15 protein-coding genes are annotated in these 24,449 nt (G+C 39.2%); 4 read left to right on the top strand and 11 right to left on the bottom strand.

Going from position 1 to position 24,449, the window contains the following annotated elements; all coding sequences use genetic code 11:
* Nucleotides 1–8 precede the first annotated feature (8 nt).
* From L990_RS19550 to L990_RS19540, 3 genes are read left to right on the top strand one after another with little or no spacing between them, the layout of a single operon-like run.
* Nucleotides 9–6,608, top strand: a complete 6,600-nt coding sequence (locus L990_RS19550; RefSeq protein WP_052181160.1) for a PAS domain S-box protein — start codon at nt 9–11, stop codon at nt 6,606–6,608.
* 33 nt (nt 6,609–6,641) lie between these two features.
* Entirely contained in the window at nt 6,642–9,464 is a 2,823-nt protein-coding gene (locus tag L990_RS19545) for an ATP-binding protein (RefSeq protein WP_052181159.1), read from the top strand.
* Between the two features lie 33 nt (nt 9,465–9,497).
* The gene (locus tag L990_RS19540) at nt 9,498–12,356 is read left to right on the top strand and encodes an ATP-binding protein (RefSeq protein WP_052181158.1); all 2,859 of its coding nucleotides are present in this window, start codon (nt 9,498–9,500) and stop codon (nt 12,354–12,356) included.
* Nucleotides 12,357–12,396: 40 nt separating this feature from the next.
* Here the strand turns inward: L990_RS19540 and L990_RS18490 are convergent, their stop codons facing one another.
* Complete coding sequence (locus L990_RS18490; protein WP_047452474.1) at nt 12,397–12,615, bottom strand: hypothetical protein; 219 nt, start codon at nt 12,613–12,615, stop codon at nt 12,397–12,399.
* A gap of 243 nt (nt 12,616–12,858) precedes the next feature.
* Between L990_RS18490 and L990_RS18485 the strand changes: the two genes are divergently transcribed.
* Entirely contained in the window at nt 12,859–13,233 is a 375-nt protein-coding gene (locus L990_RS18485; protein WP_047452472.1) for a diacylglycerol kinase family protein, read from the top strand.
* A gap of 57 nt (nt 13,234–13,290) precedes the next feature.
* Here L990_RS18485 and L990_RS18480 read toward each other — a convergent pair whose 3' ends face one another.
* The 10 genes from L990_RS18480 to L990_RS18435 are packed head-to-tail and all read right to left on the bottom strand — an operon-like array spanning nt 13,291 to nt 24,416.
* The gene (locus L990_RS18480; RefSeq protein WP_047452469.1) at nt 13,291–13,743 is read right to left on the bottom strand and encodes a hypothetical protein; all 453 of its coding nucleotides are present in this window, start codon (nt 13,741–13,743) and stop codon (nt 13,291–13,293) included.
* A 4-nt stretch (nt 13,744–13,747) separates the two neighbouring features.
* Nucleotides 13,748–14,677, bottom strand: coding sequence for a hypothetical protein (locus tag L990_RS18475; RefSeq protein WP_156121690.1), 930 nt, complete (start codon nt 14,675–14,677; stop codon nt 13,748–13,750).
* Nucleotides 14,678–14,680: 3 nt separating this feature from the next.
* Nucleotides 14,681–17,770, bottom strand: coding sequence for an ATP-binding cassette domain-containing protein (locus L990_RS18470; protein ID WP_047452465.1), 3,090 nt, complete (start codon nt 17,768–17,770; stop codon nt 14,681–14,683).
* Nucleotides 17,771–17,813: 43 nt separating this feature from the next.
* Nucleotides 17,814–18,194: a DUF1987 domain-containing protein gene (locus L990_RS18465; RefSeq protein WP_047452464.1), complete on the bottom strand. Its 381-nt coding sequence runs from the start codon at nt 18,192–18,194 to the stop codon at nt 17,814–17,816.
* A gap of 21 nt (nt 18,195–18,215) precedes the next feature.
* The gene (locus L990_RS18460; protein ID WP_047452462.1) at nt 18,216–18,788 is read right to left on the bottom strand and encodes a SiaB family protein kinase; all 573 of its coding nucleotides are present in this window, start codon (nt 18,786–18,788) and stop codon (nt 18,216–18,218) included.
* A 28-nt stretch (nt 18,789–18,816) separates the two neighbouring features.
* Nucleotides 18,817–21,417: a SpoIIE family protein phosphatase gene (locus L990_RS18455; protein ID WP_047452461.1), complete on the bottom strand. Its 2,601-nt coding sequence runs from the start codon at nt 21,415–21,417 to the stop codon at nt 18,817–18,819.
* A 1-nt stretch (nt 21,418) separates the two neighbouring features.
* Nucleotides 21,419–22,171: a GAF domain-containing protein gene (locus L990_RS18450; RefSeq protein ID WP_047452459.1), complete on the bottom strand. Its 753-nt coding sequence runs from the start codon at nt 22,169–22,171 to the stop codon at nt 21,419–21,421.
* 8 nt (nt 22,172–22,179) lie between these two features.
* A complete protein-coding gene (locus tag L990_RS18445) occupies nt 22,180–22,737 on the bottom strand; it encodes a chemotaxis protein CheB (protein WP_047452457.1) in 558 nt (185 codons plus the stop codon).
* A gap of 3 nt (nt 22,738–22,740) precedes the next feature.
* A complete protein-coding gene (locus tag L990_RS18440; RefSeq protein ID WP_197057341.1) occupies nt 22,741–23,568 on the bottom strand; it encodes a CheR family methyltransferase in 828 nt (275 codons plus the stop codon).
* Nucleotides 23,569–23,576: 8 nt separating this feature from the next.
* On the bottom strand, nt 23,577–24,416 hold the full coding sequence (locus L990_RS18435; protein ID WP_047452453.1) for a CheR family methyltransferase: 840 nt from the start codon (nt 24,414–24,416) through the stop codon (nt 23,577–23,579).
* Between the last annotated feature and the right edge of the window lie 33 nt (nt 24,417–24,449).

Below are 24,449 nucleotides of genomic sequence, written 5' to 3'. Positions count from 1 at the left end.
TTTACGTTATGAAAGAAAATAGCCATCCATACAAAATCAACTTTTTAGAGATTTCCCTTTCGATTGGGAATAATCTAGATAAAAAGGAAATGCTAGAACAAGCATTAGCTGCTTACACCAACGAGCTAAATGCAATTTGGGGTGCTATTATTAGAGTATACGATATCAGCATTGAAAATATTAATCAAAATCCAATAAACATTTACCCTACCAACACAAACCCTACATCAATATTAAATGAAATACAACAACAACTAGATATTATCGAAGTTGCGAAACAAAAACTACCTGTCGTAACAGAACTACCAGAGGGCTTTCTTGTTCTGATGGATCTTTCAGGCTATGGATTACTCGCACTAATGCTTAAGCAAAATATTAATCAAAAAGACTTAGAAACGCTAGATAAAATTAATTTAAAACTGGCACAATCCGCATTGCTATGCCTAGACTATGAGGCACAAAACAATGAACGTAACAACTATAAGAACTTTGTAGAACAAACACCCGAAATTGCATTCGACGTCGCAACAGACGGAACGTTTCGCTATTTAAATGCTGAAGGAATGCAGCTGCTTGGATACGATCCGATATCATTAAAAGAAGGAAAGTATAACCTAATTTCAATATTTGCCCCAGAAGATAAAGATCGTGCTCAAATGAATTTTAATCGGTCGACAAAAGAGCACATCCCTTTCCCTAGAGAGTACATGGTTGTAGATAAAGCAGGTAAAAAATATACCGTCCTAATCTACACTCGCCCAATAACCAACTCCGATAATGAAGTTGTAGGAATCCGAGGTTTTGCTCTTGATATTACCGAGCGAAAATCGCAAGAGAACTTGATTCAAGAAAGCCGTGAAAGAGTGGACATGGCCCTAACAGGTAGCGAGGCTGGCCTATGGGATTGGAATATTAAAACAGGCGATACATACTACAACAACCGCTGGGCCAATATGCTCGGATACAATCTTATTGAAATCAATAAAAAAGTATCATTCTGGAACGACCTGCTCCATCCTGACGATAAAGAGCGAGTTTACGAAGAACTTCAAAAACATCTTAATGGAGAAACCGTAATCTACAAAAGCGAGCATCGCCTTAAAACAAAAAATGGCGAATGGAAATGGATACTAGATACGGGAAGAGTAACTGAAAGAGATATGGAAGGAAAGCCACTGCGTGCAGTAGGTACCCACATCGACATTACAGACAGAAAAGAAGCAGAAGAATCGTTACGAAAAAATCTAAGACAGCAGGAGATTATATCAGAAATTGCAACTTCATTCAATACGCTTGACAATTTTGAAGAGAAGATTCAAAGCGCCTTACAAAAAGTTGGGGAACATCTTGACGTCAGCCGAGTATACATATTTGAGGATAATGCAACGGGTGAAACCACCTCCAACACATTTGAGTGGCATAATAAAGGAATTAGCCCCGAAAAAGAGCATTTACAAAACCTAAGCTACGAGGCTATACCTTCTTGGAAACGCATCCTCAAAGAAAAAGGCATGCTTTTCAGTAATGATACATCCACCTTACCGGATGATATACGAGCCATTACTGATAAGGAGGAGATTCTCTCCATAATAGAATACCCAATTTATATAGAAGGGAAGTATTACGGATTCATTGGTTTTGACGAATGTATCTATCATAGAGAATGGAACAAGTGGGAGCTAGAAATGCTTCGCACAATTGCTGGAATTATATCTAACTCCTTTGAGCGACGAAAAATAGAAGCCTCCTTACGCCGCAACGACGAAAAGTTTAAAGGCTTTTTTAATCTTACCCCTGTGGGCCTAGCCGTAAATGATTTTCATACCGGCGCTTTCCTAGAATGTAACGAGGCTCTCCTAAAACAGCTCGGCTACAGCAAGGAAGAACTCCGAGAGTTAGAGTATTGGGATATTACTCCAAAAGAGTTTGAACACCAAGAAGTCCAACAAATAGAGTTCCTCAAAAAAACGGGCAAGTACGGCCCGTATGCTAAAGAGTACATCCGTAAAAGTGGAGAAAGATACCCCGTGCTCCTATCTGGCTTCTTGGCAAAAGACGACGAGGGGAATAATGTAATCTGGTCTGAGATTCAAGACATTTCTGATATTCGAAAACGAGATATTGAAATACAACGAAACGAGGAAAAATTCAGAGGCCTTTTCGAATTATCATCTTACGGTATTATGCTCACCGACTTAGATGGAATAATCATTGACTGCAATACGGCATTTGCCAACCTGCTTTGCTCCCATCGCGAGCAACTTTTGGCAAAAGGACTTTACGAATTTATGGATCCAAATGAATATAATGAAAAAAAACAATTTGTATACCAATGCTATAAGGAAAACAGAATCCTCGACACCTTCGAAATCAACATTTACACCAAAGAAGGAAAACTTATTATTGCTGAAATAAATGGCTTTTTCTCAACCAACGAAGAGGGAAAAACCGTTATCTGGGCCACCATTTACGACATTACAGAAGACAGACGTAAGCAAGAAGCACTTATACAAAGCGAAGAGAAGTTTAGACATCTATTCGAGTTTACACCTTATGGCATTGTAATGACCAACTGGGAAGGAACTTTCTTTGATTTTAACAAGGCATTTACAGAAATGCTTGGTTTTTCATCTTCAGAACTACTTCAGAAGTCATTTGAAGATATTGCAATTCCAGAAGAATACAATAAGAATGTCCCAAATTTACTGAAAGAAACCGCAGAAAAGGGATATTTTTCTCCTTTCGAAGCACATCTAAAAAAGAAAGATGGCTCACTTATAGCCTGCCACATGCAAGGTTTCAGCCTCAATCCAAAAGAAAATCAACCCACAATTTGGATTAGCATACAAGATGTTACCGAAGAGCATAGAAAAAAAGAGGAGCTCCAGTTTAGTGAAAAACGTTTTAGACAGCTATTTGAACAATACCCATACGGCATTAGCATTACCACCCTACATGGTGACTTGGTAGACTGCAACGATGCCTTAATTAGGATAACTGGGTACTCAAAGGAAGATTTAAAACAGCGACTTCCCTACACTAATAAAAATACAAGAGAGCACTCCAAAATTAAAACCTCCATTACCAAAGACATTCTATCGAAAGGCGTATTTGGACCAATCGAAATCCCTCTCAAGAAAAGAAATGGAGAAACCATGTCCTGCATTCTTCAAGGCTTCTCTTTCGTTGACAAAGACGGAGAAACGAGAATTTATACAAGCATCCAAGATATTTCAAAAGAGAAAGAAAAGGCAGAAGCCATTCGAATAAGCGAAGAAAAATTCAGAAGCCTTTTTGAATTATCGCCAATAGGGATCGTAATGCGAGATCTGGACACCTTCGAATTCATCGAAGTAAACAATGCATTCCTAAATATGCTAGGCTATACTGCTGATGAATTTAAGAATATAACATACGGAGATGTATCATTAGATGAATATCTAAGCCTAGAAAGAGAGGTTGCTCAAAAGCTCTCTCGTACCAGAACATTTGACTCCTTCGAAAAAGAGTTTAAGGCAAAAGATGGTCGCAGAATCCCCGTACTTACAACAGGCTTTATCACCCAAGATGAGACAGGTAGAAATATTGTATGGTCCAGTATTCAAGATATTTCAGAAATAAAGAATAAAACAGCAGGACTTAAAGCTAGTGAAGAAAAATTTAGAGGGTTATTTGAGCAAATTCCAATAGGCGTAGCCAAAACAGATTTTCATACGTCAAAATATACTGAATGCAACAATGCTTTTCTAAAAATGCTGGGATATTCAGCCGACGAAATCATTGGCAAAACATTTTTGGATATAACCCCCGAAGGATACGAGTCGCTTGATGATAATATCTACCAAGAACTTGCCCAAAAAGGCGAATTTGGACCATACGAAAAAGTTTACATCAAAAAAAATGGAGAAAAACTTCCTGTTGTCATCAATGGTTATCTAACCAACGACGTCACCCAAACACCACTTGTATGGACTACGATCCAAGACATTTCTGTTCTAAAAAAGAATGAAAGAGAACTCCGTCAAAGCGAAGAAAAATTCCGCAGCTTCGTAGAAAATGCCAGCGATGTAATACTAGCGCTATCCCTCCAAGGACATACGCTATACGTCTCACCCAACATCGAAAAGATGCTAGGATACAAGCAAGACGAAATCATCAACCACCCTATGCATGAGTATGTTCATCCTGAAGATCTTCAAAGCTACCTCATGCAGGTAAAAGATTATCTAGTAAGAGGGTTACCTTCTGAAAACATGGAATACCGCATACACCATAAAAATGGAGAATGGAGATGGGTACAGGTAACAACATCCATAAACCGAGACTCCAACCAAAATCTTTACGGTATTGCCATTCTTCGCGATTTTACAAAAGATAAGCTTGCCCAAAACGAACTAAAACGCCTATCATTAGTGGCAAGCCAATCTACCAATATTATCGTTATTACGAATGCAAATAGGGAGGTAGAATGGGTTAACGACGCATTTACAAAGCTAACAGGCTACACAAAAGAAGAGGTCATTGGCAAAAACCCTGGTACATTTCTACAGGGCCCGCTAACCAGCAAGCGCGATCTAGAAAGAATTCACGAAGGGCTACTAAGTGGAAAACCCTTTAAAGCAGAAGTATACAACTACAGCAAAAATGGACGAGGCTACTGGGTTGAAGTTTACATAACTCCAACCTATGGAGAAAAAGGAGAACTTCAAAGCTACATCGCCGTTGAGAACGACATAACAGAAAGGAAACATTCGGAAGAACAAATCCTAAAACTTACAAAAGGAATCGAAAACAGCCCTACAGTCGTTGTAATTACCGATAGCAATGGGGTTATTGAATATGTAAACAACCGATTTACCGAGGTAACTGGCTACACCCCTCAAGAAACGCAAGGCCATACACCAAGAATTTTAAAGTCAGGTTTTCACAATAGAAAGTTTTATAAGGATCTGTGGGATACGATCAAAGCAGGCAATAACTGGGTCGGCGAAATTTACAATACAAAAAAGGACGGAACCTACTATTGGGAGTCAGCCACCATATCTCCTATTATGAATGCTGACAACGAAATAACCCACTTTATAGCTCTAAAGGAAGACATTACCGACAGAAAGCTGATGTACGATGAAATGCTAGAAACATTAGATAGAGCAGAGCAAGCAACTCGAGCAAAATCAGAATTTTTAGCGACCATGAGCCATGAAATTCGCACACCAATGAATGGCGTGATAGGAATGACGAGCCTACTTGCAAAAACAAAGCTAACAGACGAACAGCTAGACTATGTAAACACAATTAGGAATAGCGGAGATGCGCTACTGACTATCATCAACGACATTCTCGATTTTTCAAAAATAGAATCGGGCAGAATGGAACTGGAGCTACATCCTTTTGATATCCGACAATGCATCGAAGATGTTGTGGACCTTTTCTGGCTAAAAAGCACTCAAAAAGGCACCAGCCTAACCTACTGCATCAGTCCTAGCATAAAGCACAAAGTATTAGGAGATGTCACTCGCGTTAGACAAATTCTCGTCAATTTAGTTGGAAATGCCATTAAGTTCACCGAAGAAGGAGGAATCCACATAGACGTTAAATTAAAAAGAAAAGACAAGACAACTAAAACGTCTGAAATTACCTTTTCGGTAAAAGATTCAGGACTTGGGATTCCTGGCGACAAACTATCCAAACTATTCACTCCTTTTACACAAGTTGACTCATCAATCACCCGTCGATTTGGAGGAACAGGACTTGGTCTTGCAATAACCTCCAGGCTACTCGAACTTATGAGCAGCCACATTTATGTAGATAGCCAAGAAGGAAACGGCTCCAACTTCTATTTCACACTCAACTTAAAAAATACCGATATCACCGATTGCACGATAATTCCAATCAACCTAAAGAAAAACAAAGTATACCTTTCGATCAGCAATGCAAGCATTAAAACAACGCTATCTAATATCTTAAATTCCATCAACCTTAACATTGTAGATACCCCAACCGAGGCTACAATTATTTTTAGCGAAAGATGCCAAGCGGAGTCTGAATCGGCACGAACAATCTTTGTAAACGCCATAAACAAAAATTGCAACCACCCCGAGCTTGACACCCAGCTAATGCTCCCATTAAAGACATCCGCGGTAATTAACGCCTTAGTCAAACATTCCCTTATTGCAGATAATTCAAGTAAAGAGGAAAACTCTGATAAAGAAACGAAGCTGTTAGCAGAACGATATCCTATCTCGATTCTAGTCGCAGAAGACAACACCATCAACCAAAAACTGATGAACAAGTCATTGTCCTTTTATGGCTACTCTGCAGATATTGCAGCTAACGGGCTAGAAGTGCTAGAGGCGCTAGAAAGGCAGCCCTACGATTTGATTTTCATGGATCTGCAAATGCCTGAAATGGATGGACTGGAAGCTACTAAACAAATAATTTCACGATACAAAGAATATCGACCAAAGATCGTGGCAATGACGGCAAGCGCCCTAGGTGCCGACAAAGAAGCATGCTTCGAAGCAGGAATGGACGACTACGTTAGTAAACCCATCAAAATAGACATTATTGAGGAAATGATTATCAAATGGTGCTCAACCAACTCTTGACCTTACCACATTGATCTAAAAGGAGGACGTGTAATGAGAAAGCATCAGAATGAGTTAAACCCGTTTTATAATATACTTGAAGACTTAGTTGAAGCGTTCTTGATTTTCAACCCCAAAGGGCTTGTCGTTTTTATAAACAAAGCGGCCTGCTATTTACTGGGCTTAGAAAAGAAAGATATTCTAAACAAAGAAATAAACTCATTTTTCCCAGAACTTTCTCCAGCAAAAATACAGTCCACACTTTACATTACAGCCACAACAGAGACCTGCTTATTATATGACAAGTTCAATGTAAAGATAGAGCAGACAATACAGGGAAATGAGCAACTCTATATAGCGACATTTGCAAACAAAACTGCGCCCGAATATCATATTCTAGAAGCCTCGTATATTCGTTTAAAGACGCTAATTTCGAGCATGAATTCTGCAGTACTTGTGGAAGATGAAAAACGCAGAATAGTACTTGCAAATAATTTCTTTTGCGAGCTGTTCCAAATTACAGCGTCGCCAGAGGATCTTGTTGGGATGGACTGCACTGATAGTGCAGAATACTCCAAACACCTATTTATCAACCCAGAGGAATTCAAACAGGTTATTGATGAAACTTTAAATAAGAACGAACAAGCATTAAACCATACTCTAAAGATGGTAAATGGCATTGAGCTAGAACGCGACTATATCCCCATTTTTATAGACAAAAGCTACCGTGGCCATCTCTGGATATACAGAAATATTTCTGAGAGAGAACAAAACGCGAGGACAGTAAAAAGACAAGCCGCAATTTTAGATGGCGTAGCAAAAGCATCCAACATTCTATTAACCTCATCTCCAGCAGATTTTGAAAATGCAGTAAACTCTGCCCTCAAGCAAATAGGAGAAGCAACAGACAGGGATAGAGTATACATTTTTGAAGCACACAAAGACATAAATACTAAGTTATACCTTATTAGCCAACGATTTGAATGGACAAACGAGGGCATATCCAAAGAAATCAACAATCCCGAACTACAAAATTTCCCATTTGAAGAATACCTTCCTCACCTACTACATACCCTTAGTAATGGTGAGACGATTAATGATTTCACGTACAACTTTGACGATTTTACCAGAGAAATACTTGAAGCACAAAATATTAAATGCATACTTTTTGCACCAATTATCATAAACTCGAAGCTATGGGGATTTGTCGGTTTTGATGACTGCAGCAAAGGGCAAATCTTCAACACAGAAGAAGAAGCAATCCTAAAAGCGCTTGCAGGAAGTATTGGAGGTGCAATTGCCAATAAAAATGCGAGCACAGCACTAGAAGTATCCAACAAAAAATTTAAACAGGCAAACAAAAACCTAAAACAATCCATACAAAACGAAAAAAGGCTTACCACAGAAACAATGCTTGCAGCCAAAGCCAAATCGGAGTTTTTGGCAACCATGAGCCACGAAATTAGAACCCCTATGAATGGAGTAATTGGAATGACAAGCCTTTTACTTCGTACACCTCTTAACGACGAACAGCGCGATTTCGTAAATACCATACGCCATAGCGGAGACTCTCTACTTGTAATCATTAACGATATTCTTGATTTCTCGAAAATAGAGTCTGGGAAAATGGAGCTGGAGCAACAACCGTTCGACTTACGAATTTGCGTGGAAGAGGTTATCGATATGTTCATGCTCGATGCTACCAAAAAGTCTGTCCCCATACTACACAACATATCCCCATCAATTAAGCATATGTTCATTGGCGATATTACCAGAACCCGTCAGATTCTGGTCAACTTAGTTGGAAATTCAATGAAGTTCACCACCAAAGGATATATCACCATCAGCATAGAAGAGATAAACTACAATCCAACCACCCTTACCTCAACCCTTAAGTTTAGCGTAAGCGATACAGGAATAGGTATTCCCAAGGAAAAACAGAATATCCTTTTTCTTCCGTTTAACCAACTCAACACATCCACCAATCGTAAATATGGAGGAACAGGATTGGGACTTGCCATCACATCTCGCCTTGTCGAGCTGATGGGTGGCTATATAAAAGTTGATAGTTCAGAAGGAAATGGCAGCACTTTTCATTTCATAATTCATTTACCCAGAACCAGCATTTCTGACGTTTCAAAAGACTTCGAGCTTAGCAAGCCAATTAGTGCATACTGCAACATCTCGAACAAACAGCTAAGGCAAAGCATCCTTTCCATGCTCAATTCTTTAGATATACATCAAAAGAAACAAATTACAACATCGGACATCGCCATAACGGATGTACCTTACTCCCAAACAGAAACAATTAAAACCATACTTATCAAAGAAAATTCTTCTGACCAAATTCTTGCAAATCACAGCGTGGTTCTACTTCCAACCATTAAATTTAGCATTTTCGCAAATACTATACGAAAACTAACATCCATAGCATCCTCCCAAAAAAATCATAGCATAAAAACAACCAAACAAACAGTAAACCTGTTTAATGAATACCCTTTAGCGATACTTGTCGCAGAAGACAACTCCATCAACCAAAAATTAATAGTAAAAGCGTTGATGGTTTTCGGCTACACCTGCGACATCGCAGCTAACGGATTAGAGGCTATAGATGCCCTAAAACGGCAAAAGTACGACCTCATACTAATGGATGTACAAATGCCCGAAATGGATGGACTGGAGGCCTCCAAAATCATTAGCGAAGCGGATAACGAATCTAAACCTATAATAATTGCAATGACAGCAGGAGCATTTCCTGAAGATAAAGAAAAATGCATATCCGTAGGAATGTCTGACTTTGTCAGTAAACCTTTAAAACTCGAAACGTTAGAAGAGCTACTTCGAAAATGGGGAAAAAGGATAAAAGGAAAATCCTAAAAAATAGATGTATAACAGTTTGATATCAAGATTATGGAAAAGGATGTAGTGAAAGTTCAATACAATAGCGAACCAGCAAATTTGTTTGAAAACTTATTCGAAGGTGTAATTTATCTCACAAAAGATGGTTCCATTATTACTGCCAATCTAGCGGCCTGCACTCTGTTTGGATTTAGCAAAAAAGACATTGAGGAAAAATCCTTTTTTGATTTACTATGGCCATATAATGCGAAATCCACATCTAGAAATACGGATGGATTAGAAGCACTTAAAGGGGAATCCTTCCAAATTGGCAAAAATATGAAGGGTGAAAAAATTCAATTTCATCTAAAACTTATAGCCCAAAATCACAACATAAAAGTTGAATACGTTGCTTTTATCAAAGAAATAAGAGATAGCAGACTACTACGGTTAGAAAGTTCAACAACTGCTAAGTTCAGTTCCATCATTGATATCGTAAACTCTGGTATTCTGATTACGGACGAAAATCATGACATTTTATTCGCTAATCAAGAGTTCTGCAACATCATCTGTACAAAAATTGACTCACAAGACATTACAGGTACAAACTTTATCCGCAATCTGACCGAATACGCCAATGTTTTCACCAGTCCAGAAACCTTTATTTCCGAGTTCTCTCCAAAATCAAAAAAAGCAAGAAAAAGAAGCAGCGCCATTTTTTTAACGACTGAAGGCAAAGATATCAACATAAACCACCAACATGTAGAAATCGAAAATCTGTTTAGTGGTAATATTTACACATTTCAGGATGTCACAGAAATACTTCGCAGTAATAAAAAAAGCCAACTCCAGACTAACCTTTTGGCTGGAGTAACATCGGCCTTAAACATGCTTCTCACTTCAAATCCTCAGAATATAGAAAATGCAGTACTTGCAGCCATAGAAAAAGTAGGACAAGCATGTAATAAAGATCGCATTTGTATCCTAGAAATGGCCTCCTCCTCGGAAACCGAATATAAGCTAAAAATACGTTCTGAATGGATTAAAAACGGGTTTAGCCTCCCTAATCAACACCACGATTCCGAATACATTTCATTCTCTCCATCCATTCATTCTTACTTATCGTCACTAAGTAAAGGAAATGCAATAAATGAAACAACAGACAGTTTGCCTCTCGAAGTACAATCCATTTGCCAGCAGCTAGACATAAAATCGATCATTTTCCTTCCCATTTTGCTAGAAAAAAAACTTTGGGGAATACTTTCTTTGTCGAGCTCTGAATCTGAAATACTTGTACCGACAAATGAAGTTGCCATATTGAACAGCTTTGCTCAAAGTTTAGGAGGAGCAATATCCCATTCAGAACTTGCCAATGCTCTTCAATCGAAAACGGAAAAATTACTTGAACTAAATGCATCGCTCGAAGAAGCAACAAAACAAGCCAAGAAGATGTCGGAAGAAGCCGCCTACGCAGCCAAAGCCAAAACCCAATTTCTGGCAACTATGAGCCACGAAATAAGAACCCCAATGAATGGTGTTATTGGAATGACTAGCCTTCTCCAAAGAACCAAGCTAGATGAAGAGCAGCGGGAATATCTTGCGACAATCCGTAATAGCGGCGATGCTCTTCTTACAATAATTAACGACATTCTCGATTTTTCAAAAATCGAATCGGGAAATATGGAGCTAGAATTGAACCCCTTCGATCTCCGCCTCTGCATCGAAGACGTACTCGATCTATTCTGGCTTCCTGCGAGCCAAAAAAACATAGATATCAGCTATTGGGTTAGCCCTGATATAAAAAGGAAATTTACGGGAGACGTAAGCCGCATTCGTCAAATTCTTGTAAACCTAGTGGGAAACGCAATTAAATTTACCCATCAAGGTAGCATCAACATCGAAGTCCGAATGCTGGAACATGCCAAAACCGGATTTCCCCTAACATTGGAGTTTAAAGTTGTAGATACAGGTATTGGAATCCCAAAAGACAAAGCTTATAAGCTATTCAAAGCCTTTAACCAGGTAGATTCTACAATTACACGTAAATACGGAGGAACTGGGCTAGGATTAGCAATTAGCAGCAAGTTAGTTGAGATGATGGGAGGCACAATAAACGTTGATAGCATAGAAAATGTTGGATCAACGTTCACCTTTACCATCAAACTAGAGATGACTGGAGTTGTGGATATAACCGCAATAGGGACAAAACTAAACGATATATCCATCTTTCCTCATATCATCAACGAACACGATCGTTTTGTAATTCGAAATTTTCTGGAAGCACTTAACATTTCATCTGCTGCAAGATCGTATGATAAATCCATTGTAATTACCGATGACCCAACCTACCATGTTGAAGGAGTAAGAGCCATACTGCTAAACCCTACACACGAAAAAATAGAAAGTAACAGATTTATAGCACAGCTCTACCTTCCTTTAAAGCTATCAAACTTTGTAAATACGCTAAAGAAAACACTTCTGTCAAATGACATAGCAGACTACGAAAATCAAATACTTGAAGATAAATCAAAGCTACACGAACAATATCCAATACAAATACTAGTTGCAGAAGACAATACAATAAACCAAAAATTGATGCGAAAAACACTTTCCTACTATGGGTACACAGTAGACATCGTTGCAAACGGACTGGAAGTGCTTGAAGCGTTAGAACGGCAAACCTACGATCTCATCTTCATGGATATCCAAATGCCTGAAATGGATGGATTAGAAGCAACTCGCAGAATTGTTGAGAAATATAAAGAAAATCGTCCAAAAATAATTGCAATGACGGCAAGTGCTTTAGGAGCAGATAGGGAGAATTGTCTAAGAACAGGGATGGATGACTATACGAGCAAACCAATAAAAATAGAAGTTGTTGAAAAAATGATTGTCAAATGGAATCCCAAAGCAAAAAGATTTAACTATTGAAAAGGGGGCTTAAAGCCCCCTTTTCTATTTCAAATTCAATCTATGCCTCTAATTTTGCCAGCTGCGCCTTAAGTCTTTCTATCTCAGCTTGCTTTTTACCATTTCTGATATTAACAATCTCTTCTACAAGCTTGTCAAGATCTTCAAATGATTCTAATTTGTGGATCATCGTTACAATTGCTTCAACCGGTGTTTGACGAGGCTTTCTACCTCTTTTACCCTTCACTTTTTCTCCTAATTTCTTTACTGGTGCTTCCATTGTAATAAAGTTTAAATTATTATTCGTAAATATAACAAATAAATTATAATCTCGCATAAAAAGCTATTTTTATACACAATCGGCATTGCTTTAAAGCCACATATGACTATACAAAAAACCACAACAATTTTACGCCTAAAATAACCTCTGTAAGAATTGACTTTTACCTCTATTCTCACTAAATTAATACATCATTTTTGCTTTAGATAATGGCGTGTTATATCAACTCTAACTTGCTATACTATGAAAAACAATAAAAAGAAATTCTCCCTCAAAGAGCGCAGAAATACTTTTTCAAGAGGTGTAGAAGGAATTTCGAATCTTATGTTTTACGAACCAAACGCATGGTTTGATGTTATTGCTGCAATCGTTGTGATTATTGCGGGAATTGAATTTCAACTAACAAGCATCGAATGGATAATTGTAGTCTTTGCAATAGGCTTTGTTTTGGCGACAGCTGCAATCAACATTGCGATAGAACTTATTGCGGATTCCGGCAATTTACCTAATGCAAATGTGCTCAAGAGCCTTTCTGCCGCATCGCTGCTCATTACCAATATTGCAGCACTTATAATTGGCATAATCGTATTTACGCCTAAGCTCATCACAACACCTTAAGTAATGCTGAACTATCAAATATGAAATAAAAAAAGGGAACGTCATGTTCCCTTTTTGCTATAGTATTTTGACCAGATAGACACCCAATACAGCGTTCCCCGCCATTCCATCTTTAAACTCACAAAAAAGGTGATAAGGCCCCGTTTTGGTGCAATTAAAATCGACGACCGTCATGATATTATCTGTCGCCTCCATATAGCTATTTATTACCACCTTTGAGTTATCTAACAACTTAAACATACCCTGCCCAGGTAAGTCTCTAGAGCTTACAATAACAAAACGATACTGCACATTTTTATTAAGAAGAATGGTGAACTTGCTTTGAGGAGCAGGAGTTCCTTCCATAAGCTTAATCTTAAAGTCGCTTTGATACGTAACCTTACCGTTAGCGTTTGCCTTTTTGCCGTTAATTTCTAGCAGCGCCTCCTCGGATTGAGCAGCGGCCTTATTGACGCCTATAAGGCAAGTTACTACGGACAGCAATATAAATATGAATATTTTGTTTCTCATCGATTTACTCTCCCAACAGTTTACTTCTTATCTTTTGTGTACGAGCTGTAATATCGCTAATTTGCTGGCTTGATATATTAATAACCGTTCTATCATGCTGAATGACGGTATAAACACCATTTACTTCCTTGTATTCAGGTTCGCCACTTTCAATTGTAGTTGTAACCCCCTTGTAGCCTTCATAAAGGTACATCATATCCTTTTCAAGGCTGGCAATCTCAGGATGGTAGTTGTAGCTCTTCAAAACCTTCAAAAGTTGGGCAAGCAGCGTTTTTTGATCGCCAATTGCCTCCTTTAGCCTACTTTTCTTATTTAACTTATAAAACTGCGTCAAATAGTGCATTCCTTCAATCCAAACTCCTGTTACAATTGCTGCACTAATACTGCTTCTTTGCGTCTTTCGAAGATATTGGTCGATTCTATTCATGCTCTTACGAGAAATAAAAATAAGTGAATCGACATTTTCATTATTATTTGCAAGGCGTTTAAGCGTTCCATAGTCGAAAAACTGTCCAACTTTAAGCTCATCGGCCAACCCTTTTACCGTGGAAATATAGCTTAAAACGAGCGATGTTTTTCCGTAGAAGTTGAGATACCCCAAATCGGCCCCATAAATACCTAAAGCCGCAGCCTGAGAATAGCTACTATTAAAACTATCGCTTTTATCATTATCGGCCAATAGCGTACTATTAAAAGGTATCCCAAGGCTCTTCAACATGGCGATAGTCTCTATTGGAGACCCCATGTTCTCCACCATATGATCTACCATATCCTTAGTTTCATCAAGAGCCTGTTCGCCCCGTGTCGTATCTGCAGAAACCAATGAATCTGGAATGTCAAACTCATTTTTTGCCTTTTTGGCAGTTTCCGACATACAGGAACCTAACAAAAAGACCATAATCAACAGGCAAGCAGCTTTATTTACTATTCCCATTTACTATTCCTCAACTTTACGATGTAGCAAAAATGCAACTTTAGATGGAAACGAAAATAACAATTTTTTAAATAGTTCGAAGTATAGTGCAACAAAAAGAAGGATCGACATTCCCCAAATCACAAACAAGTTAAACCAAAAAGTATCAAAATACACACCTGCAAAGTGCTTCTGAGGTGCAAGGAAATGGGATCTAAAGTCAAAATACCCTTTGGGTTCTGGGTCTTTAAAAATTGGCTCATACTGCTGAACCAACTCATCTCCAAATTGAAGAACCTTGTTTTTCTCAAATGGTCGTTTTACTAAATCTGTTATACTTTCATTATGATATTGCGCTCGAAGTTGGTTGTAAATCGCCTCATTCTTTGCAACCATCCATGCCCGAACAGCCTCCTTCTTCCCATTATATTTGGCGAAAATCTTACCGTAATAGTTAACAAGATCTTCGGTATAGCTATACGCTGCATCGTTAACGGTGTTACTGTATGATTTATAATCAACACTACCGATTTGATTAAACCTAATTTCAGGAACAGCAACCGCTTCTCGCTCAAAAGCACGGTGCAAAACAGCTAGATTATCCTTTAACAGCTCTTCATTACGTGGCAGAGATCTATTTTTTAAAGCTTCAGCATTCTGATCTAACCTTTTTTGAAGCTCAGGAATGTAGCAAACGAGCTTGTAGTTCGCTTTACTTTCTTCCTTCTCTATATCATAAAAATACTTCTCAAACTCATTGTCTTTAAATTGCCGAACAACCAAAGCCTCATACCCCCATTTAGTCGCCATCAGATCGGCAATAACAGGAACTTTATTGGTGCTGCTAATTGTTCTATTCAACTTCTCGAACGTAAACATAGCACCACTAAGCACCATCATTGGTATCATTAACAATGGAATAACAATGTATATGGTTACAACGGAATTGAATGTTGCCGATATATTTAACCCCAAAAGATTTGCAAAAACAGATGTTGAAAACAGCACCAGCCAGTACGACAAGTACATGTCCTTAACATCTAGCACTGTATTAGCCACCATCACAAACAAAAATGTTTGAATAGCAGATAAAACTAAAAGTATAAGGGTTTTAGAGAGCAAATAGCTAAAACGGCTCAGGTTTAAAAAAGATTCTCTTTTTAGTATTTTTCTATCTCTAAATATCTCCTCCGCGCTCAACGTTAACCCTACAAAAAGGGCAACGATAATGGACATGAAAATAAAAATTGGGATATTCTCATTTTCCTTAAATATGTAGATATCTGACTTCGGATTTGCAATATAGCGAGTTACATAACTTAAAACGAATCCCAGAACGGGCATTTCGAGCAAGTTGAGAACAACATATTGCACATTACTTATCTTACTCTTAGAATCACGCAGTGTATAAACCAGAAACTGCTTTAACTTAGAGGGAATACGCAAAGCAGCAGGAGGTGCTTCATTAACAGGAGTTACCTCTGGTAGTTTTACATTTTCGTGATAATGCTCCTCCCATTTTGGAGGGGAGACTTTTCGCGTTGCCGTATACCGTCCAAACTCATCAACAACCTTAGCCTCGATAATATTGAATATTAACTCGGGATTGACATTACCACACGAGGGACACTCTCCTACCTCACTATTAATTTGCGCATCTAAGCGCTTAAAATACATGACTGCTTCTACAGGATTCCCTTGGTAAATTAGATAGCCTCCCGTATCAAGGATGAGCATATTATCAAACATCTTGTAGATGTCCGACGAGGGCTGGTGAATGACCACAAAAACAAGCTTCCCCTTAAGCGCAAGCTCGCGCAGGAGATCCATCACATTTTCGGAATCTCTAGAGGAAAGTCCAGATGTAGGTTCGTCTACAAACAAAATAGAAGGCTCGCGAATAAGCTCCAACGCAATATTCAACCGTTTTCGCTGCCCGCCGCTAATCATTTTATTTAGTGGACTTCCAACCTTCAGATCTTTTTGATCTATTAATCCTAGATTAAGCAGCGTTTTCTCTACCAACTCGCGAATTTCGACATCTGACTTATCCTTAAAGCAGAGCTTCGCGTTGTAGTACAGATTTTCAAAGACGGTTAACTCTTCAATCAGCAAATCGTCCTGAGGAATAAAGCCTATAATCCCTTTTAAATCCTCTCTTTGAGAATGCAAATCGATTCCGTTGATAAGGACAGCTCCCTCCGTGGGCCGTTCGATGCCAGAAAGGACGTTTAGCAACGTTGTTTTTCCAGCACCACTTGCCCCCATGATTCCGACAAGCTTTCCCTGCTCTTCTGAAAATGAAATTTTTCGTAAGCCAAGATTCCCTGTTTTAAACTGGTAGCTGATACTTTGCACCTCATACGAAAGTCTGGTGTAGTTTTCATCTGCCATAAAACGGGACAGCACATCGGAATAGTAAATTGGCTTTGCCTTTGGTAAGCGAATAGTCGAACCATTAGCAAAAAGGTAAATACGCTTATTATTAATCGGTAATCCATTCAAAAAGATATCATCCTTCCCTGTATACTTGAGGAAGTAAAGCTCCACCGATTTTATTTGAAGGATGGCAATAGCACCCGACAACCCCTCTGAAACAATTTGCTTTCCATTTACTTTTAATAAGCTGCTATGGACTGTAAGCACTTCTGGCGAATCGAATCCATCGAGAGAGTTGTTGAGTACAAAATCCTGTATACCCTTAAATTCTTCTTTCGCAAGGTTGAATACCTCGGCAACGGTATTGATTATTGCCATTCGTTGCTCCGAAAATCTCCCTTCGGAATTTACCAATTCGAATAGGCGAACCAATACAATAATTTTCTGCCTCTGAGTCAGAGTTTTGTTAATTTTCTTACAGATACCAAGAATTCGCACGGAATCCTTAACGGAAGTTAACTTCCCTTTTCGGTTATCCTTTTCATCATCGGTATCGGTGCTCCGTAGCCCTGCATGCTGTTCGAATAGTGCAACATACTCCTTTACGGCATCCTCGTTAAGCTGCTGGACAAGAAAGTTCTCTACATACTCCCTTTCCTTCAGTTCTACACCATCATCCTGCTTAACGACGATCGCAAAGAGCTGCATCAGCGCCCTAAGAATCTCTTCACTCATAGTACAAAATTATCAAGCCAGATATTTCAATTATGCAATAGTTTTACAGAGAGTAAGCTTCCATCTCAAATGGAACATCCACAATATCAGCATACTCTTCTCCTGCTTCCTGCATATCCTCATCATCGTCTGGATAGCACCAACGAATAACAACGTCAGCACCATCCTCCTTCATGTGCTCGCAACGCATTAGTATATCGAGCAATAATTTAGAAGATGCTGTATTGAAATAAACCAACTTAAACGTAAATATCGTTTTGGGGTTAGGATTCTGAGCATACTCGTCGAGCCAAGCAAGAATTGGTTCATAAAATGCGCTCACATCTTCAGGAAGCGATCGTCCAGAGATTTCAAAAATCTCGTTATTAGCATCCAAAATTACGTTTGGAGTATCGTCTGTCCCTAGGATTTTGATTGTTTCCATGGCTATATAAATGCTTTTTATTTATTCGCGAGTTATTGTTGAAGTAAGTACAAAGAAGTGGGTATCGTCGTCTACAGGTAGAAGATGGTACTCCAACTTATTCCCTGTTTTTCTAGCAATGTCTATAAATCCGAGACCTGCACCTCCTTTTTCGGATAGCCTTCCTTCCTGCATTTGTGTCTTATGCAGCACCTTAAGACCTTCTTTGTCCAAAGAGTTGATATGGTTAAGCAACGTTTTTAGCTCCTCTATCTTATCATTTTCCACAATATTGCCTGTGGTTACATAGTAGGTTTCCGAATTTTTGCTCACCATGAATAGTCCACGAGAAGAAAGCACCTCGCTATCCGTGGTGTAGCCATCGGCATGCTTACTTATATTTTGGAGGCATTCAACCATTACGTGAAATACCTTCTTTTGCACCGAATTCGATTCTGCATCCTTTAGCATATTCGTCTCGGCAAGAGCTGTAAATGCCTTGGTGATCTGGTGTGTTATCTCCCCTTCATAAACTAAGGATATCTCATGAGCCTTCATCGACTTATAGAAATCGTAGATAAACTCAATATACCCCTTGATACTCCTATTGTCCATAGCTAGTTAATTATTTCATTGTTTCTTACTAAAATTCAATTCCAATTAGCAGGATATCATCAATCTGCTTTACATCGCCTTTGTATTCCGAAAAGTCTTTATTAAAAAATTCCTCATGCTCACTCATCGGAAGATGCGCATTCCGCACAATATGCTCGCGAATACGGGCGGCCGAGTACTTTTTCTTATCTGGACCACCTACCTGATCTGGTAGTCCATCAGAAAACACAAATACCCTGTCGCTTGGTTGCAGCTGAATGGTATGGTTCGTAAACGGCTGCTCGGCTTTTTTAGCCGAAGGAATTCCTCCAATAGCCCTACGTTCTCCTTTAAACTCTTGCAGCTGGCTGTCTCTTAGCAAGTAAAGAGGGCGATGTGCACCTGCAAATTCTAGCACATTGTTCTTCAAATCAATTTTACAAAGAGCGATATCCATACCATCACGAGCATCAGCATCCACCCTATCCTGCTTAAGCGTCGTCCGAACCTCGTTGTGCAAAGCGTCTAGCACCTCTCCTGCACTGAGGTAGCGATCCCTATCAACAGTATTGTTTAGGATGAAATAGCCAATAAAAGAGAGCAGCGCACCCGGAACACCATGCCCCGTACAGTCAACAGCAGCCACGTATATGGTATTCGGATCCTTTACAAACATCCAAGGAAAATCTCCACTAACAACATCCCTCGGCAGGTAGAAAATGAAAGAATTGGGAAGATACTTACGAATCAGCCTATTATCAGGCAGTATTGAGCTCTGGATACGCTGCGCGTAGTTAATACTCTCTGTAATATTCCTATTCTTCTCTTGAATCTCCATTCCGATTCGCTTAGACTCTGTAATGTCATGAGAAACAAAAAGGATCGTCTCCAGCTCATTTTCATTAAACTCGGGAATAGCCACAATGTGCATAATGGTTTTCCCAAAGTTTGAATCAAATGAAATATCATCCTCCAGCTTTTGCTTTGTTTCCCCAATTTTACCTATAGCATCCATCAAAAAAACCACCAAAGGCTCAGGCAAAGAGCTAGCAGCAACAGTTTGGTTTTGAATTGATTTAGCATCGATATCAAAGTAGGAATTTACGGTGGGGTTTATATAGAAAACCTGTCCCATCATGCTTAATCGCATAATAAGATCGGGAGAATTTTCTGATAGCGCCTGCATTTTACTCTTCATGCGCTCCTCTTTTTCCGCACGCTTACGCTCCGTAATATCCTGCATATTAAGGATAATACCACTAATTGCGGGATCGGATAGAAGGTTACGGCCTGTAACTTCAAGGTAAATCTTATCGCCATTTTTCTTCATGAAAGTATACTGTATGGTATAGCTTTCATTCGGATTATATAGCAGATTTTGAAAAAGTTCGTCCAAACTTTCTTCTCCCTTCTTAGTCAACCGGTCCTTATCCATTCCTTGCACCATCTCCTCTGGTGTAAAACCAAGAATTGATGTTACAGAAGGACTAATGTAAGAGAGCTCTAGATCTTTATTGTAAATTGAAATAACCTCTGATGCATTTTCGAGCAAGGAGTGAAGCTTTTTTTGAACATTCTCCACCTCCTTAATCTGCGATTCAAGGCGGTTGTTCGATTGCTCCAACTCTTCCTGAGTTGCCATCATTTCTTCCGCATTCTGACGAAGTTCTTCCTCATTTTCTTTAAGCTCTTCTGTCATTTGCTGCGACTCGTGCAACAACCTAGCGGTACGCTCATTAACGCTAATATTAAAAATGGTCCGAGCTATAATCTCTGCTAATTCCTTAAAAAAGCGAATAGTCAATGGCGGAATCTCCGAGACTGATGCAAACTCCAAAATTCCATACAATTTTTCATCAGAAATAAGAGGTATCATAATGATACTCTTAGGCTTCTGATCCCCCAATATTCCTGAAGTAATAGAAACATAGTCGCCAGGAACCTCAGTCCTATAAATCAAATCTCGCTCATAGGCGCATTGACCTATAAGGCCTTCTCCTATTTTAAACTCCTGCTTAATGTACTTCCGGCGATTATAGGCATAGGAGGCAAGATTAACAATGAGATTTCGCTCATCATCATAAAAGTAGAAAGCACCCTGAACTACCTTTGTATACTTAATAAGGCTTACAAGGACCTCATACGAAAGTTCATCGAGCTTATTATGAATACGAAGAATGTTAGAGATAATCTCCTTCCCTTCAGCAATCCAAGCTTCTTCTGCCTCTTTTGTACTATTCTTCAGCAGATTATCGCGCATCACCAAGAGTGATTTTGCAAGAACATCTCCGTCTTGGCACGAAATATCAACTTTAAAATTTCCTTCTCCAATTTGCTTCGCAAAGAAGGCATTCTTACTAATGATTTGCGACTTAACAGTAACCTCTCCTTCCAACTCTTCAACCTTCCTCTTGTACGCCTTCAAAAAACTAACAGAAAGCACCGCAAAAACGATCGGCAAAAAGTTGATTAGCCAGAGAACAGGAACCTCTGCATGAACCTTTGCCAAAGAGGTAAAAGAAGCGTCATAGCCTTTCGTTGAGATCGCAAGAATCCACGCAGCGACAGGAATAACTACCAAAGATAACGTATAGTATATCAGTTGTTTCGACTGCAGTAATGCAACAATTCTATTTTTAGCAGTTTCCATCTTACGCCTCTTGTAGTATTGGTATTTTATTGGAAATCAAAGTACAAAAACTATCAACAACCTGCTTATCATGCTCAGTAGGTTGCGAAAGAAACGCCAACTCTAGCAATGCCACCGATCTGCCTTCCTGCATAATAGGTGTTAATGTTATTGCTCGCGGATTCGTTTTTCCTAAACCTGAAACAATATGAACATAATTATCCGGAATCGTATCGATGGTTACAGACTTACCATCCTTCACCACCTGGCCATTGATACCTTCTCCCACAGAAAAACCATCCAACTCCCTATCACTATAAAAAGCAAAGCGAGCGGTGGGTAAAAAAGCCTCTCCTCCTTGCTGCCTCATATAGAAAAGTCCATGAGCAAAAGGAACCTCTTTGGAAAGCCTTGAAAGAATCTCTTCCGAAAAATCCTCAACACTAAGTCCATCAGCTGCAATTTTATCCGCAATTTTACGTGCTAACTCCTGCGATGATTTTTTTTGCTCTACTTCCTCATCGGCCTCAACTGCCTGCAGCGATTCATCCAACGAAGTAGAAAGCAGCTCTAGCCGCTGAGTCAACTTTTTTATGCGTTCATTCATAAAAAGCGTCATCGAGTAGAGCATGGCTCCACTAAAAAGCGTCAATGCCAGAAAGACGTAACCAGCAGATGGTGAACTACCTTTGACAACTGCGTTTTGCAAAAATACAAACGTAGCCACACCAAACAACAACAAGCAGACCAACAGCACGTTTGTCGCTAACTTCATACTTATTCTTATTTATATTTCAGCAAGTGCTGAATTATTTGGTTTGTATTAAGCACCATATCTGCCTTAATCAACTTAAGGGAAGATTCCGTCATCGTGCTTACTTGACACTCTTTCGGATCTTGAACAATACAAGTTCCTCCAAAATCTTTAATCCGCTTTAACCCGTAAGCCCCATCTTTATTCGCTCCCGATAAGATAATTCCCAGAAGCTTATCCCTGTACGTTTGAGCAGCACTTATGAACGACAAATCAATAGAAGGCCTAGAGTGGTTTACGGGCTCTTCGGTTGATAGCGCTATGCGGTTACCCAAATCAATATACATGTGGTAATTGGCAGGCGCCAAGTATGCTTTTCCTGGCTTAATCGCATCTTTATCTTCTGGCTCAATGATAGGTATTCCTGACTTAATGGACAAAGCCTCCACAAAGCCAGAACGCACATGCTTCAACCTATGAAGGCAAAGAATTATCGGAATAGGATAGTTGGCAGGTAACGAATGTAAGATTTTCGTTATTACCTGAAAACTACCAGCCGAGCCACCAATTATTATTGCCTTATACATTGGTTATCCAATTTTTCGTTTATAAACCTTTTCCGCGCTATTAATATTCGTAAACGCATTCGATGCCGGCAGATGCTCTAGGTTTTCTTTTATACCAACAACCAAAAACCCACCCGCCACAACACAATCACGTAAACGGCTTATAACCCTCTCTTCCTGACTTATATTCATACATATTAGCTGGTTTCGGAATAGCACCAGCTTACACCCCAAAACCGAACTATCAAAATTAGCATTTTGTCGAATAAAAACTACATCACGAATCAGTTCTGGATTAATTCTTAATGATCCATCAGCCTGAGTCGAGAAGTAGCTATCAAAAGTGGCTTTCCCATGAAAGCGAAGATAGTTTGCCTCATTGACTTCCATCTTCTTTGGGTCAAGCATCCCTGCTTTTACCTGCCTGGTAACCGAATCTGAGTAATCTGCAGCGTAAACCTTCACCTTCCCCAGCAAATTCATCTCCTTTAAAAGAATCGCCAGCGAATAAAGTTCCTCCCCGCTATCCCACGAGGCAATCCAAATCTTGGGAGGTGTCGCACTCAATGCCAATTCTGGCATCACCGACTCCTTCAAAAATCGCCAAAGAGAGGGATCGCGAAACATCTCAGTTGTCGATGGAATAAATTCTGCTAAGAAAACATCAAAGTATGCGCTATCAAACTCAAGCTTACGCTTTAACGTTTCGACATTTTGAAGCCCTTGCTGCTGCAAGATATGCTCAAGACGCCGCTTCAGAAATGTAATGGAAAAGTCACTAAAATTCCATCCTGACTTGTCAGCTATAATCTTGAGAATATTCCGAGTATCTACAATTCCTATTTCCGCCATAGCCATACCTACTTTTTAAAATAAAACGTACCATTTTTCTCAAATCGAGATGACCATGGCCCAAGAATTGACTCATGCGCTCCCAATACAAGACAGCCGTTTGAGTATAGATTTTGATGGAAAAGCCCGAAAACCTTATTTTGAAGGCTATTGTTAAAGTAAATAATCACATTTCGGCACAGGATTAGGTCAAATTTTGCATAAACAAAAGTTCCATCCTGCACCAAATCGTGCTTCCTAAAGAAAGGAATATCTGTATACTCTTTTCTGATAGCCAGCGTATCCTTAACTTTACTTATTTCAAAATACTTTTCATAAGGCACATCAATCACCTCCTCGTAGTTGAAGGGGTTATGCCTAATAACCTTATCGAAGTTATCTAAATAGCCAATGTTGAAACGATACTTGTAGGCTCCCTTTCGAGCCATATCAAGCACATCGCCGTTGATATCTGTAGCGACTATTTTTGCCTTATCGAGCATTCCCATTTCGTTCAGAAGGATAATCATAGAGTAAACCTCCTGCCCGGTAGAGCAGCCTGCATGCCAAATGTTGATGGTCTTATTTCCCTTAAAACGAGGGAGAATCCGATGCCTTAACTGCTGCCACATTACAGGATCACGAAACAACTCTGTGGTATTCACTGTAATATCTTTCAGTACTTTTTCGGCAAATTCCTTATTCGTTTTTATGTTACTGAGAAACTGATTGAACGGCAATCGAGAATCTTCTGAAACCTTTTCCAACCTCCTTTTCAGCGACTTGTCTGAATATTCGCTAAGATCATAACCACCACCATCCTTCAAGATTCGAATGAAACTAACTAAATCGTCATCTGTAACAATCATAAATCGTCCTCATATTCCCAACCACACTTGATG

The sequence above is a fragment of the Alistipes sp. ZOR0009 genome (assembly GCF_000798815.1).
Lineage (GTDB): Bacteria > Bacteroidota > Bacteroidia > Bacteroidales > ZOR0009 > Acetobacteroides.
Note: the sequence above shows the minus strand (reverse complement) of the source record. Positions and strands in the feature narration are given on the sequence as shown.

Bases quoted from the DNA above. Each gene is read 5' to 3' on its own strand.
- L990_RS18450 (WP_047452459.1), bottom strand. From the start codon at position 22,171: ATGAAGTTAGCGACAAACGTGCTGTTGGTCTGCTTGTTGTTGTTTGGT.
- L990_RS19545 (WP_052181159.1), top strand. From the start codon at position 6,642: ATGAGAAAGCATCAGAATGAGTTAAACCCGTTTTATAATATACTTGAA.
- L990_RS18475 (WP_156121690.1), bottom strand. From the start codon at position 14,677: ATGGGAATAGTAAATAAAGCTGCTTGCCTGTTGATTATGGTCTTTTTG.
- L990_RS18445 (WP_047452457.1), bottom strand. From the start codon at position 22,737: ATGTATAAGGCAATAATAATTGGTGGCTCGGCTGGTAGTTTTCAGGTA.
- L990_RS18470 (WP_047452465.1), bottom strand. From the start codon at position 17,770: ATGAGTGAAGAGATTCTTAGGGCGCTGATGCAGCTCTTTGCGATCGTC.
- L990_RS18435 (WP_047452453.1), bottom strand. From the start codon at position 24,416: ATGATTGTTACAGATGACGATTTAGTTAGTTTCATTCGAATCTTGAAG.
- L990_RS18490 (WP_047452474.1), bottom strand. From the start codon at position 12,615: ATGGAAGCACCAGTAAAGAAATTAGGAGAAAAAGTGAAGGGTAAAAGA.
- L990_RS18460 (WP_047452462.1), bottom strand. From the start codon at position 18,788: ATGGACAATAGGAGTATCAAGGGGTATATTGAGTTTATCTACGATTTC.
- L990_RS18480 (WP_047452469.1), bottom strand. From the start codon at position 13,743: ATGAGAAACAAAATATTCATATTTATATTGCTGTCCGTAGTAACTTGC.
- L990_RS18485 (WP_047452472.1), top strand. From the start codon at position 12,859: ATGAAAAACAATAAAAAGAAATTCTCCCTCAAAGAGCGCAGAAATACT.
- L990_RS19540 (WP_052181158.1), top strand. From the start codon at position 9,498: ATGGAAAAGGATGTAGTGAAAGTTCAATACAATAGCGAACCAGCAAAT.
- L990_RS18455 (WP_047452461.1), bottom strand. From the start codon at position 21,417: ATGGAAACTGCTAAAAATAGAATTGTTGCATTACTGCAGTCGAAACAA.
- L990_RS19550 (WP_052181160.1), top strand. From the start codon at position 9: ATGAAAGAAAATAGCCATCCATACAAAATCAACTTTTTAGAGATTTCC.
- L990_RS18465 (WP_047452464.1), bottom strand. From the start codon at position 18,194: ATGGAAACAATCAAAATCCTAGGGACAGACGATACTCCAAACGTAATT.
- L990_RS18440 (WP_197057341.1), bottom strand. From the start codon at position 23,568: ATGGCGGAAATAGGAATTGTAGATACTCGGAATATTCTCAAGATTATA.